At 71.5% G+C, this 13424-nt stretch carries 12 protein-coding genes; 9 read left to right on the top strand and 3 right to left on the bottom strand.

Annotated features, from left to right (window positions below; genetic code table 11):
- Together NBZ85_RS17805 and NBZ85_RS17800 are read right to left on the bottom strand one after the other, a co-directional pair.
- Window positions 1-900 (bottom strand): VOC family protein (locus NBZ85_RS17805; RefSeq protein ID WP_261562262.1); only part of this gene is annotated, 900 nt, incomplete at its 3' end.
- A 206-nt stretch (window positions 901-1106) separates the two neighbouring features.
- The gene (locus NBZ85_RS17800; RefSeq protein WP_261562261.1) at window positions 1107-1751 is read right to left on the bottom strand and encodes a cysteine hydrolase family protein; all 645 of its coding nucleotides are present in this window, start codon (window positions 1749-1751) and stop codon (window positions 1107-1109) included.
- A gap of 42 nt (window positions 1752-1793) precedes the next feature.
- On the opposite strand from NBZ85_RS17800, the gene NBZ85_RS17795 reads away from it, so the two are divergent.
- The 5 genes from NBZ85_RS17795 to NBZ85_RS17775 all read left to right on the top strand — a co-directional run bounded on the left by NBZ85_RS17795 (window position 1794) and on the right by NBZ85_RS17775 (window position 7744).
- Window positions 1794-3515 (top strand): AMP-binding protein, encoded by a 1722-nt coding sequence (locus NBZ85_RS17795; protein WP_261562260.1) that lies wholly within the window; start codon window positions 1794-1796, stop codon window positions 3513-3515.
- Complete coding sequence (locus tag NBZ85_RS17790) at window positions 3512-4408, top strand: enoyl-CoA hydratase (RefSeq protein WP_261554236.1); 897 nt, start codon at window positions 3512-3514, stop codon at window positions 4406-4408. Before NBZ85_RS17795 ends, NBZ85_RS17790 begins: the two co-directional genes overlap by 4 nt.
- A gap of 259 nt (window positions 4409-4667) precedes the next feature.
- The gene (locus tag NBZ85_RS17785) at window positions 4668-5543 is read left to right on the top strand and encodes a pantoate--beta-alanine ligase (protein WP_261554237.1); all 876 of its coding nucleotides are present in this window, start codon (window positions 4668-4670) and stop codon (window positions 5541-5543) included.
- Between the two features lie 34 nt (window positions 5544-5577).
- Window positions 5578-6864: an amidohydrolase family protein gene (locus NBZ85_RS17780; protein WP_261554238.1), complete on the top strand. Its 1287-nt coding sequence runs from the start codon at window positions 5578-5580 to the stop codon at window positions 6862-6864.
- 61 nt (window positions 6865-6925) lie between these two features.
- Window positions 6926-7744, top strand: a complete 819-nt coding sequence (locus NBZ85_RS17775) for an SDR family NAD(P)-dependent oxidoreductase (RefSeq protein ID WP_261554239.1) — start codon at window positions 6926-6928, stop codon at window positions 7742-7744.
- A 95-nt stretch (window positions 7745-7839) separates the two neighbouring features.
- On the opposite strand, the gene NBZ85_RS17770 is transcribed toward NBZ85_RS17775, so the two are convergent.
- A complete protein-coding gene (locus tag NBZ85_RS17770; protein WP_261554240.1) occupies window positions 7840-9051 on the bottom strand; it encodes a CoA transferase in 1212 nt (403 codons plus the stop codon).
- 398 nt (window positions 9052-9449) lie between these two features.
- Between NBZ85_RS17770 and NBZ85_RS17765 the strand changes: the two genes are divergently transcribed.
- From NBZ85_RS17765 to NBZ85_RS17750, 4 genes are all read left to right on the top strand, one after another.
- The gene (locus NBZ85_RS17765) at window positions 9450-10247 is read left to right on the top strand and encodes an SDR family oxidoreductase (RefSeq protein WP_261554241.1); all 798 of its coding nucleotides are present in this window, start codon (window positions 9450-9452) and stop codon (window positions 10245-10247) included.
- Window positions 10248-10495: 248 nt separating this feature from the next.
- Complete coding sequence (locus NBZ85_RS17760) at window positions 10496-11785, top strand: amidohydrolase family protein (RefSeq protein WP_261554242.1); 1290 nt, start codon at window positions 10496-10498, stop codon at window positions 11783-11785.
- A gap of 371 nt (window positions 11786-12156) precedes the next feature.
- Window positions 12157-12798 (top strand): response regulator, encoded by a 642-nt coding sequence (locus tag NBZ85_RS17755; protein WP_261554243.1) that lies wholly within the window; start codon window positions 12157-12159, stop codon window positions 12796-12798.
- A gap of 167 nt (window positions 12799-12965) precedes the next feature.
- On the top strand, window positions 12966-13424 hold a 459-nt coding region (locus NBZ85_RS17750), incomplete at its 3' end, for a hypothetical protein (RefSeq protein ID WP_261562259.1).

The following is a 13424-nucleotide window of genomic DNA, read 5'->3' as shown; positions in this document are numbered from 1 at the left end:
GTGCAGGAACAGCACCGTGAACCCACCGGTCGGCGTGTCCGGCATCGGCATGACCACCGGGTCGTCGACGTCGCCGAGCGCGCCGTCGGCGACGAGCGAGGCGTGCGCCTCGCGGACGTCCTCGACGGCGAGCGCGATCCGGTACAGGCCCTGGACGTTGGCCGGCGGCGTCGCCGTGGCTCTGGCGGGCGCGGGCTGCTGGGTGAACTCCAGGGAGAACGTCGGGTCCTCGGGCAGCACCAGCGACACGGTCGGGCCCGCCGGGCTCTCGCCGCGGTCGCGCACCGTCCAGCCGATGCCGGTGTACCAGGCGATGGTGCGCTCGAGGTCGGTGCAGCGCATCCGCTCGTGGGACAGCAACGGCAGCCGGCGCGGGTCGCCGGGGGCGGCGGAGATCTCGACGACCTCGATGACGGCACCGTCGGGATCAGTCAGCCGCAGCGCCGGGCGGACGGCGCCGCGGACCGCCAGGCCCTCGGCCACCGGCACGAACTCGACGCCGGTGGCCTCCAGCCGCGCGGTGATGATCCGCAGGGACTCGACGCGGTAGCCCAGCGCCGAGAATCCGGTGGGCCGCTGGTCGGCGGTGGCGGGCACGGTGTGCGGCGTGGTCCAGCCGACCAGCTCGACGGCGGGGGCCGAGCGCGGGCCGCGCAGGTCGTAGAGGAACGTGGTGACGCTGGCGGTGCCGGTGCCGAGGCCCATGGTGGCGGTGTCGCCGTCGGTGCTGATCGAGCGCATCCGCGGCTCACCGGCGAACAGCGACAGGTGGAAGGCGGCGGAGCGGTCGACGTCGACGGTGTTGAGGTTGCAGTGCAGCACGGCGTGGGCATGGTGGGCCGGGCGGCCGGCCGGTGACGCCGGGACGCCGCTCGCCGTCGGCTCGGTGCTGGTGGTCATGGGGCGCCTCCGGGAAGGGGTGCCGGATCGGCCGCGGGGACCACGGCCGGTCCGGTGGTGCGGTCACGTTCGGTACGGGTCCGCGAGGATGCTCGGCGGACCGTCACGGGCCCGGCACCGCGGTCCTCGGGCTCCGCCTGACCCTAGCCAAAGTTGACACTTCCGCCAACACCTGCCGCGAATCCGGCTCAGGCTGCCCCGCGGCCTCAGACGGCCGCGGTGGCGGCGGCCCAGGAGGCGGCGAGGTCGTCGACCGTGGTGACGCGGGCGAGCATGGCGATCGTGTTCGCCAGGATGTGCTGGCCGTACTCGGCCGGGGTCGACGCGGCCGCGTCGCGCGGGACGATGACGCGGAAGCCCTCGTGGACGGCCTCCCCCACCCCGAGCGGGATCGCGACGTTGAGCGAGACGCCGGCGATGACGACCGTGTCCACCCGGTGCCCGCGCAGGATCGGCAGCAGCTCGGTGCCCCAGGTCGGCGACAGGCCGTGGTGGCGCGGGATGATCAGATCGGTCGGGTCGAGCAGGTCGGGCACGACCTGGGTCGCCGGGTGGCCCGGGCCCCAGTCCTTGCTGCCCTGGGCGGCGGCCTTCCACAGCGGCGCGGGCCCGGGGTCGGTGGAACCCAGCCAGCCCTCGAACGTGGCGTGCACGACGAGCGCACCGGCGGACCGCGCGGCGGTCACCAGCCGGCGCAGGCCGTCGCGGATGTCGGCCGCCTCGGCCGCGAGCGCCGGCAGCATGGAGTCCGGGCCGAGCACCCCGTTCTGGCACTCCACCAGGACGACCGCGCTGCTCCGGGGGTCGATCGGCCGCGGGGGGCGCTTGCCCGGGGTGTCGTTGTTTGACATCATCGTCAAACATTAACGCTCGGAGCTTCGATGGAGTAGCCCGTGCCGACGAAACACATCCCGGATCCCTGCCTCGCCGACATCCTTCGCCGCAACGCGGAGCGTTTCGGCGACGTCCCCGCCTACCTGTACGAGGGGCGCAGCATCACCCACCGTGAGCTGCTGCGTCGCGCGACGGCCATCGCGGCCGCCCTCGCCCGAGCCGGTCTACGCCGCCAGGACCGGGTCGCCCTGCTCGGTCGCAACAGCATCGCCTTCGGCGAGGTGCTGGCCGCCGGGCAGCTCAGCGGCCTCGTCATCGCGACCGTCAACTTTCGCCTCGCGGCACCCGAGATCGCCCGCATCCTCGCCGACGCGCGGCCACGGGCGATCTTCGTCGACGCCGAGTTCCTGCCGATCGTGGCAACGCTGCGCGCGGAGCTCGGCCTCGAACTGGTCGTCCGCCTCGACGACCCGGGCGTGAACGACCCGGGCGTGAACGGCCCGGGCGTGAACGGCCCGGGTGTGAACGGCCCGGGTGTGAACGGCCCGGGTGTGAACGGCGTCGGCGCGGGCGGCGAGGTCGTGGGCGGCGAGGTCGTGGGCGGCGAGGTCGTGGGCCTAGCGGAGTTCCGCGACGCCGCGATCGGCGACGAGCTGCCGTTCGCCGCCCGGCCCGACGACATCGCCTGCCTGATCTACACCAGCGGCACCACCGGTCGGCCGAAGGGCTGCATCATGGGCCAGCGGGAGATGTTCCGCGTCGGCCAGACGATGAACGTCGAGATGCGCACCGGCAGCGACGACCGGATCCTGCTGGTGATGCCGCTGTTCCACATCGGCGCGATGGCGATGGCCTTCGGCCTGCACGCCCGCGGCGGGACCGCGGTGCTGCACCGGCAGTTCGACCCGGCGGCGCTGCTGGCCACGGTGCCGGCCGACGCCATCACGGTGCTGCACCTGGCGCCGAGCATGCTGCAGGCGGTGCTGACCGAGGCCGGGGCGGGGCCGGGCGTCGCCGATCCGGCGCCGGTGGCGGCGCTGCGCAGGGTGCGCTCCATCGTCTACTCGGCCGCGCCGATCACGGCGCCGACGCTGGCCGCGGCGCTCGCCGCGATGCCGGACACCGGCTTCCTCAACCTGTACGGCCAGACCGAGGTGATCACCTCGGGGCTGCCCCGCGAGCTGCACCGCGGCTCCGGGCCCGACCGGGACCGCCGGCTCACCTCCGTCGGCTTCCCCTACCCCGACACCGAGATCCGCATCCTCGACGACGACGGCGCGCAGTGCCCGCCGGGCGTGCCCGGCGAGATCGTGGTGGCCTCGCCGGCGATGTTCCGCGGCTACTGGAACGACTCGGCCACCACCGGCGTGACGCTGGCCGACGGCTGGTGCCACACCGGCGACGTCGGCGTCTTCGACGAGGAGGGCCTGCTGCACCTGGTCGACCGCAAGAAGGACGTCATCATCAGCGGCGGGGAGAACATCTACTCCCTGGAGGTCGAGGATGCCGTGCTGACCCATCCCGCCGTCGTGCAGTGCGCCGTGGTCGGCGTGCCCGACGAGCGCTGGGGCGAGGCCGTGTGCGCCGTCGTCGTCCTCGCCCCCGGCGCCGAGCTCACCTCGGGCGAGCTGCGCGAGCACGTGGCCACCCGGATCGCCCGCTACAAGTCACCGCGGTCCGCGGTGGTCGTCGACGAGCTGCCCGTCCTGCCCACCGGAAAGATCGACAAGAAGGCGCTGCGTGCCCGGCTGGCGGCCGCGCCGCGAGAGGTGCCTGCGTGAGCTACCGCTACATCGACTACGACACGCTCGGTGAGGGCCGGATCGCCCGGATCACCCTCAACCGGCCGAAGGCGCGCAACGCCCAGAACCGGGGCCTGCTCGTCGAGCTCGGGGAGGCGTTCGCGCGGGCGGAGGCCGACGACGAGGTGCGCGTGGTCATCCTGCGCGGCGCCGGGGCGTCGTTCTCCGCCGGCCACGATCTCGGCACCCCGGAGAGCGTCGCCGAACGCAATCCGGACGGCCCCGACCTGCACCCGACGTTCCAGTGCAACGGGGCCTCCTACGGCGGTGCGGAGAACCGCACCCGCCAGGAGTGGCACTACTACTACGAGAACACGAAGCGCTGGCGGAACCTGCGCAAGATCACCATCGCCCAGGTGCACGGCAACGTGCTGTCCGCCGGGCTGATGCTGGCCTGGTGCTGCGACCTGATCGTGGCCGCCGACAACACCGTGTTCGCCGACGTCGTCGGCACCCGCCTGGGCATGTGCGGGGTGGAGTACTTTGCCCACCCGTGGGAGTTCGGCCCGCGCAAGGCCAAGGAGCTGCTGCTCACCGGCGACTCCCTCGGCGCCGACGAGGCACACGCGCTGGGCATGGTCAGCAAGGTCTTCGGAGTCGGGGAGATCTCCGAGCGGACGGTGGAGTTCGCCGCCCGGATCGCGAAGGTCCCGACGATGGCGGCGCTGCTGGTCAAGGAGTCGGTCAACCAGGCGCAGGACGCGATGGGCTTCAGCACCGCACTCGACGCCGCCTTCACCCTGCACCAGCTCAACCACGCGCACTGGAGCGAGGTCTCCGGCGGCAAGGTGTACGTCGGCACCGCCGAGTACGGCCTGGACGACTGGCGCAACGCCCCCGCGATCCTGCCGGCCACCAAGGACCGGCCCTGAGCTTCGTCCGCACCCGTAGCTGAGGCAGCGCACCCACATCTGAGCCACCGCGTTCGCGAGTAGTCGCGGCGCGGTGGCTCAGGCATTTCTGCCAATTGAACGTTTGTTCAGTCCTCTGAACAGTGCTTTGACACAGCGACGACGATCCGTGAGGGTCATCACATCCCCCTCGCCATCTTTTCCCTCGCCCGCCTCCCCTGCCCCGGGTGCGCGGCCGAGCGGTAACGAGCGGCAAGAATCCTCGATCCTGGAGCGCGTCATGATCACCACTGAGAAGCATGCCGAGGTCCGCGAGCTGCTCGACGCCGAGCGGGCGGCCGGGCGACGGGTCGCCATGGTCGGCACCAGCGGCGGCACCCACTCCGGGCACATCTCCCTGGTCGAACAGGCGAAGAAGGAGTGCGACGTCGTCGCGGTGTTCTGGAACGGCGCGCTGAAGCTGGAGTGGGCCTCCGGCGGCGTGCAGGCCTACAACCGCGACCTCGCCCACGACCAGGCGCTGTTCGAGGCGGCCGGCGTCGACATCTTCTACATCCCGCTGCGCCACGACCTCTACCAGCGGCCCTCGAACACCTTCATGGCCATGCCGGGAATGCTGCGGAACCTGGCCGGCATGCCCGAGGGCGAGCACATGGAGCTGCTCGTCACGATGGTCGCCACCCTGCTCAACATCGCGGGGCCCTGCCTGACGTTCTTCGGTGAGAAGGACTGGCAGCAGCTGGTGATGTTCCAGCGGATGGCCGAGGACCTGCACCTGCCCTCGCGGGTCATCGGCTGCCCCACCCGCCGGGAGCCCGACGGGGTGGCGATCTCCAGCCGCAACACCAAGCTCTCCCCCGAGCAGCGTGCCGCCGCGCCGGCGCTGTACGCCGCCCTGACCGCCGCGGCCGACGCGATCGCCGCCGGGGAGCGCGACGCCCACGCCGCCGCCGAGGTCGCCCTGGCCCGGCTGCGCCCGGTCGCCGACCCGGACTACATCGTCGCCGTCGAGGCGGCGACGCTGCGCCCGCTGGACACCCTCGACCCGGGCGCGGACGGCGGGCCCAGCGACGGCGAGATCCGCCTGCTCGCCTCGGTCCGCTTCGGCACCACGCCGCTGGTCGACAACATCGGCGTCACCGTCCCCACCGCCTGACAACCGCCCACCCACCCACTGACAGGAGCGCCCCATGGATGTCGGTGACCTCATCCTCGTGAGCGTCGACGACCACGTCGTCGAGCCGCCCACCATGTTCGACGCGCACATCCCCGACCGCTACCGCGACCGCGCGCCCCACGTCGTCGAGACCGCGGACGGCAACCAGATCTGGACCTACGAGGGCCAGATCACCCCCAACATCGGCCTCAACGCGGTCGCCGGCGTGCGCCCCGAGGACTACGGGTTAGACCCGACCCGGTTCGACCAGATGCGACCGGGGTGTCACGACATCGACGAGCGCATCCGGGACATGAACGTCAACGGGGTGCTGGCCAGCCTGAACTTCCCGACGTTCGCCCAGTTCTGCGGCCAGTTCCTGACCCGGGCCACCGCCGACCGGGAGCTCGGGCTCGCCGTCGTGCGCGCCTACAACGACTGGCACATCGACGAGTGGGCCGGCGCGCACCCCGGCCGGATCATCCCGCTGGCCGTCATGCCGCTGTGGGACGCCGAGCTCATGGCCGACGAGATCCGCCGGGTCGCCGCGAAGGGCTGCCGCGCGGTGACGTTCTCGGAGAACCCGGCGAAGCTCGGCCTGCCGAGCCTGCACAACCGCTCCTGGGACCCGTTCTGGGCGGCCTGCGCCCAGACGGGCGTCGTCGTCTGCCTGCACATCGGCTCGTCGTCGCAGGTGCCGGTCACCGCCGAGGACGCGCCGATGGAGGTCTCCATCGCGCTCAGCCCGATGAACACCCAGTCGACCCTGACCGACCTGCTGTTCTCCGGCGTGCTCCCCCGCTTCCCGGACCTGCGGATCGCGCTGTCCGAGGGCGGCATCGGCTGGATCCCCTACACCCTCGAGCGCTGCGACTACGTCTACCGCCACCACCGCGCGTGGACGGGCACCGAGCTCGGCGACCGGCTGCCCAGCGAGCTGTTCCGCGACCAGATCTACAGCTGCTTCATCGACGACCCGGCCGGGCTCGTGCTGCGCGAGCGGGTCGGCCTGCACACGATCATGTGGGAGTGCGACTACCCGCACGGCGACTCGACCTGGCCGAACAGCCCCGAGGAGCTGGCCCGCTCGCTGGCCGGCATCCCCGACGACGAGATCAACGCGATCACGCACCTCAACGCGCTGCGGGCGTTCGACTTCGACGCCTTCTCCCACCGCCCGCGCGAGCGTTCCACCGTGGCCGCGCTGCGGGCCGAGGGCGCCGACGTCGACCTGACGCTGCGCCACATCCTGCGTGAGCACCGCGGCAGCACCCCCGGGGAGCTCGCCGCGATCGCCGTGCAGGCCGCGGGCCGCGGATGAGCGCCCCGCACCAACAGGTCCGGTCGCACGGGCAGGTCCGGTCGCACCGAGAGGACGGCACATGAGGCTGCAGGGCAAGGTCGCGCTGGTCACCGGCGGCACCGCCGGCATCGGCGCCGGGATCGTGCGGATGTTCGTCGCCGAGGGCGCGGCGGTCGCGTTCACCGGGCGCAACGAGTCCACCGGCATCGCGCTGGAGAAGGAGTTACGCGACGCCGGCGGCACCGCGACGTTCGTGCGCGCCGACAACCAGATCGAGTCGGACGTCGCCGGCGCCATCGCCGCGACCGTCGACGCCTACGGCCCGGTCACCGTGCTGGTGAACAACGCGGCGGCGACGGACGTGACGATCAGCGGCGTCGACAACCACGTCGACGAGATCACCAACGAGGACTTCGACTACACCGTCCGCACCGCGCTGTACGGGACGCTGTGGGCCAGCAAGTACGCGATCCCGCACATGCGCGCGGCGGGCGGCGGCTCGATCATCAACATCTCGGCGTCGTCGAGCATTCTGTCCGTGCGCTCCCGACCCGCCTACCAGGCGTCCAAGGGAGCGATCAACTCGCTGACCCGGCAGATGTCGGTCGACTACGGCCCGGACTCCATCCGCTCCAACGCGATCATCGTCGGGTTCATCAACACCGACGGCGACACGATGCGCAAGCTGCTCGCCGACGAGGAGTACATGCACGTCATCCGCAGCATGCTGTCGCTGCCGCGGCTCGGCGAGCCCGCCGACATCGCCGCCGCCGCGGTCTACCTGGCCGCGGACGAGTCGAAGTACGTCACCGGCACCCAGCTCACCGTCGACGGCGGTGCGACCAGCCACCAGCCGGTCGTCCCCCGCGTCGTCCCGAACGAGCCGGTCGCCGGCTAGCCGGCCGGCGGCCGGACGCGAGCCGGCCGGACGCGAGCAAACGGGTCGGATCCGCCGGGCGACGGGCGGATCCGACCCGGATCACGGGCGGCGGGTCAGGCCGCCGAGGGGGCGCCGAGCACGCCGTCCTTGACGAGGCGGTCGATCTCCTCGCCGTCGTAACCCACCTCGCGCAGCACCTCGCGGGAGTGCTCGCCGAGCGCCGGCGCGCCCAGGCGCATCACCGCGTGCGCGTCGTCGAACTGGGCCGGCGCGGCGGGCAGGCGCAGCCCCGGGCGGGTCGGGTGGTCCATGAGGTAGCCGTTGTCGACGACGGCCGGATCGGCGACGACCTCCTCGGGCACCGCGTAGAACGAGAAGATGCAGTTCTGCTCCCGTAGCCGGGCGTCGAACTCGGCGCGGGTGAACGCGCCGATCGCCGCCCGGAACCGGTCGCCCAGCTCGCCCCAGGCGGACCGGCGCGACGCGGCGTCCGGGTAGGCGTCGATCAGCTCGGGCAGGCCGACGGCGCGGCAGGCGGGCTCCCAGTAGCGGGCCTCGTCGAGCATCACAAGGTTGACGAAGCGGCCGTCGCCGGTGCGGTAGGTGTTGACCAGGGGGCTGCGCGGGCCGCCGCCGGTCATCTGCATCTGGCGGCCGGTCAGCGAGCTGTAGGCAAGGTCGGGGCCCATCGTCCAGGTCGCGCCGTTGAGCAGGGCGGTGTCGACGACGACGCCCTTGCCGGTGCGCAGGACTCCGACGAGCGCGGCGCAGACCGCGCCGGCGAGGAACATGCCCGTCGGCACGTCGCCGAGGGCCGGGCGCTGCATCGTCGGCTCCGGCGCGCCCGGCGGGGTGAGCACGTGGGCGACGCCGCCGCGGGCCCAGTAGGAGACTCCGTCGTAGCCGCCGGCCTCGGCGTCCGGGCCGGCCTGGCCCTGGCCGTGGCCCTTGGCCACGACGAGCTTCGGGTTGAGCGCCAGCAGGTCCGCGGGTTCGGTGCGCAGCTTGCGCCGCACCCGGGGCAGCTGGTTGGTGATGTAGACATCCGCCCAGCGGACGAGCCGTTCGAACACGGCCCGGCCGGCCGCCGTCTCCACGTCGAGCGCGACGCCCCGCTTGTTGCGGTTGACCAGCTCGAACATGAACTCCTCGCCGTCGGCCTCGGGAACGAGGCGGTTGGCGTGGATCTGGCGCATCGGATCGCCGGTGGGCCGTTCGAGCTTGACGACGTCCGCGCCGAAGTCGGCCAGCGCCGCCGCGGCGGACGGCACGAACCCGTGCTCGGAGAACTCCAGCACCTTGATACCCGCGAGCGGAAACGTCATAAGATCAACACCTGGCCTCCCTATGGTCGGCCTGTCGGCCGCACCCCACGATGATCGCCAGAATCGGGATCACCTCGTCAGTCCTTCAGGGCGACCGCAGACTTGACGAAACCATCAAGTAGCCCCCGGGCCGGCTCGGCCCAGGGGGTGGTTCGGCCGCCCACGCCCCGCGCGGCGGCGCCACCGATGCGTTGACGCTTCCGCCAGAACGTTCCTAGAATTGTGTTCTACATCGCGGCCGCCGGCTTGACCACACCTCGCCCGCCAGACGCTCAGCGCTCGCGGTTCGATCTGGTCGCATCTTCGAGCCGCGTCCACCAGCGCCCGGCCGCCCGGCCGCCCGGCATCTCGGGCCGCCGTCCGGGCGAGCGGGCACCCACGCCCAGGAGGCACAACGCATGGATCTCGGCATCGCTGGCAAGGTCGTCTTCTTAACCGGTGGGAGCAAGGGGATGGGCCGCGAGGCCGCCCGCCTGCTCGCCGCCGAAGGCTGCAAGGTCGCGATCGTCGCGCGGACGAAGACCGCCATCGACGCGGCGGTCGAGCAGATCACGGCCGACGGCGGCACCGCGATCGGGGTCTCGGCCGACCTCACCGACCGCGCCGACGTCGACCGGGCCGTCGCCGAGGTCACCACGACGCTCGGCCCGCCGCTGATCGTGATCGGCCAGACCGTGTTCAACATCCCGGGCGACTTCGAGGACATCACCGAGCCCGAGCACTACGTCGACTCGTTCCGCAGCTACACGATGAGCCAGATCTACCTGCTGCAGGCCGTGCTGCCCGGGATGCGCGAGGCCGGCTGGGGCCGCTTCGTCCACATCGGCTCGGCGACCGCCAAGGAGCCGGTGGGCGCGATCCACCACGCCATCGCCAACGCCACCCGCCCGTCGACGATCGGCCTGCTCAAGACCGTCTCCGACGAGTACGCCCGCTACGGCATCACCGTGAACACGGTCGCGCCGGGCTGGATCGAGACCGCCAACGCGATCGCCTACATGGACGCCAACGTCGGCGTGCACGACGCCCAGGCCCGCCGCGAATGGATGCGCACCAACGCGCGGGTGCCCGCCGCGCGCCTCGGCCGCCCGGACGAGATCGCCTCGATGATCGTGTACCTGTGCTCGGAGCAGGCCGGCTACGTCACCGGCAACTGGATCGAGGTCGACGGCGGCCATCACCGCTCGGCGTTCTGACACCGCTCGGCGTTCTGACACCGCCCGACCGGATCGCCCTGTGCGGTCCGGTCCGCTGGCGCCCCTTCCATCCTGACAGTAGCCTTAGTAGTGTTACAGCTCATAGAGCTGCGTCACGTTCACCAACGAGGAGTAGGGAGGCATCCGGTGAGATCCGCGCCCTCCCATCGGGACCCGGCAGGACCGGTGCACCCGGACCAACGCACGCTGGTGCGTTCTTCTGCCCTCTGTAGGCGTCAAGGAGTGTCATGCAGGTCGAAGACCTTATTCTGATCAGCGTCGACGACCACGTCGTGGAACCGCCCACGATGTTCGACGCGCACATCCCCGCGAAGTACAAGGACCGGGCTCCGCACATCGTCAAGGGCCCCAACGGCGGCGACCTGTGGGCGTTCGAGGACGGTTTCGCCCCGAACGTCGGCCTCAACGCCGTCGCCGGCTGTCCCCCGGAGGAGTACGGGCTCGACCCGACCGAGTACGCCCAGATGCGCCCCGGCTGCTACGACGCCGACGAGCGCGTGCGGGACATGAGCGCCGGCGGCGTGCTCGCGGGCATCAACTTCCCCACCTTCCCGCACTTCTGCGGCCAGCTCTTCCTGCGTGCCAAGGACAAGGACCTCGCGCTGGCCAGCGTGCGCGCCTACAACGACTGGCACATCGACGAGTGGGCCGGCTCCCACCCGGACCGGCTGATCCCGATCACCCTGCCCGTCCTGTGGGACCCCGAGCTCGCCGCCGAGGAGATCCGCCGGGTCGCGGCGAAGGGCGCCCACGCGGTGACCTTCTCCGAGAACCCGACCAAGCTGGGCCTGCCGAGCTACCACACCGAGTACTGGGACCCGTTCCTGCGCGCCTGCGCGGACAACAACGTGGTCGTCAACATCCACATCGGCTCGTCGTCGTCGATGAACATCACCGCTCCGGACGCCCCGCCGGAGGTCATGATCGCCCTGACCCCGGTGAACAGCCTGATGGCGGTCACCGACCTGGTCTTCTCCGGGATCTTCAAGCGGATCCCGAACCTGCAGATGGCCCTGTCCGAGGGGGGCATCGGCTGGCTGCCCTACGCCCTCGAGCGCGCCGACTACGTCTTCCAGCACCACAAGGCGTGGACGTTCACCGACCTCGGCGGCCGGCTGCCCAGCCAGGTCTTCTACGACCACATCTGGACCTGCTTCATCGACGACCCGGTGGGCGTGAAGCTGCGCGACCAGGTCGGCATCAACAAGATCATGTGGGAGCTGGACTACCCGCACTCGGACTCCACCTGGCCGCACGGTCCCGAGAAGCTGTTCAAGGACCTCGCCGGGGTCTCGGACGCCGACATCAACAAGATCACCCATGAGAACGCGATCCGGGCGTACTCGTTCGACCCCTTCACCATCCGGCCGAAGGAGAAGGCCACCGTCGCCGCGCTGCGCGCCGAGGCGGCCGACGTCGACATCGAGACCAAGAGCATGGGCCGCCGCAAGGCCGAGGCCGACTCCGGCAACGCCGCGCTGCTGGGCTCGGTCGCCGCCACGGGCGCGAACCGGTAGTCCCCTCGCAAAAGGTAAGCCCCACCCGCGCGGGTCGGCCCCCAGCCGGCCCGCGCGTCCACCCTCACGATCGTGCCGACGGCGGGTGGGTGCCGACGGCGAGGTCCGGTCTTCTGCTGGTTCGGGCGGCGGTAACGTCCGGCCTACCGCTGACCGCTCGCGGCGGAAGAGGCCCACGAGCGAGGACGGTAGTGCGGGGCCGCCCGACGCGGCGGCGGACTTTCGGAGAAGCGGAGGGCTGACCCCGGCTCGGGGTACGGTCTCGCCGATCGACCTCATGGCGGCCCGCGCCGGAACGCAGGCCAGAAGTCCGAGTGGGACGTCGATGTCTCCGCCTGACGGGGTGGGGAGCGCGCCGTATCGTCCTGCACATGGAGACGATCCGGGTGTTCATCCTCGACGACCATGAGATCGTGCGCAATGGTCTGCGACAGACCCTGGAACGCCATGACGACATAAAGGTGGTCGGCGAGGCCGGTCTCGCCGCCGAGGCGATACGCCGGATCCCGGCCCTCCTGCCGAACGTCGCCGTCCTCGACGGGCGGCTCCCCGACGGAAGCGGCATCGACGTGTGCCGCGACATCCGCTCCGCCCACCCCGACACCGCCTGCCTGATCCTGACGTCCTACGACGACGACGAGGCGTTGTTCTCCGCCATCATGGCGGGCGCGGCCGGCTATGTGCTCAAGGAGATCCGCGGCAACGACCTCGTGAGCGCCATCCGGACGGTCGCAGCCGGCCAGTCGCTGCTCTCCCCGTCGGTCACCCGCCGGGTGCTCGAACGCATGCGCGAGGGGCCGAAGAAGGATCCGGCGCTGGCGTCCCTCAGCGCCCGGGAAGGCGAGATCCTCCAGTACATCGCCGAAGGTCTTACCAACCGGCAGATCGGTACCCGGGTGCACCTGTCCGAGAAGACGGTCAAGAACTATGTCTCCAGCATCCTGGAGAAGCTCGACATGACCAGCCGGACACAGGCCGCGGTCTACGCGCTGAAGCTGACAGGCGAGGACTGATCTGTCGGGGGCCGGGAACCCCACCCGGACGGCATCCGCATAGGGCCGAAGGCCCCGACCCCACGGGAGGAAGGTCGCGAACCCACACGCCCAAGGTCGGGTGCGACACATCCGGACACAGGGAACATTGTCCCTGTCGGCAGGAAGCCGACGAGGGGGTGGCCACCATGGATGTCACACCGACCCCGGCCTACACACCGACGACGACCTACACACCGACGACGGCCTGCGCGCCGACGACGACTGCCAACGCCGGCCTGACCGGTGGCCCGCGCCAGGTGACGGGCCGCGCCCCGGCCGTGGCCAACCCCCGGCGCACACGGCTGGGCGCCGGCCGGGCGACCGTCGGCACCGCACCGCTGCTCCACGGCCAGCCCCTCGACCTCGCCAGGATCATCGCCGTCGGCGAGGTGGTCGCCGGGGCGGTGGCGGTGTCCTGGCAGGTCGCCCACCGCGACCCGGGTCCCCGCGCGATCGGCGACGGCCCCTGTACGCCCGCATCCTGCGGGCTCAACGGGTCGACTGGGGGAGATCCTCGACACAGGGCCGCCGCGTGGCACCGCGCGGCCCCCACGGGCCCCGTGCCGCCGACGTTTAGGAGGCAGGTCGTGCGCGCCGACGAAATC

It is taken from the genome of Frankia tisae, from assembly GCF_025403405.1.
GTDB classification, from domain to species: domain Bacteria; phylum Actinomycetota; class Actinomycetes; order Frankiales; family Frankiaceae; genus Frankia; species Frankia tisai.
Note: the sequence above shows the minus strand (reverse complement) of the source record. Positions and strands in the feature narration are given on the sequence as shown.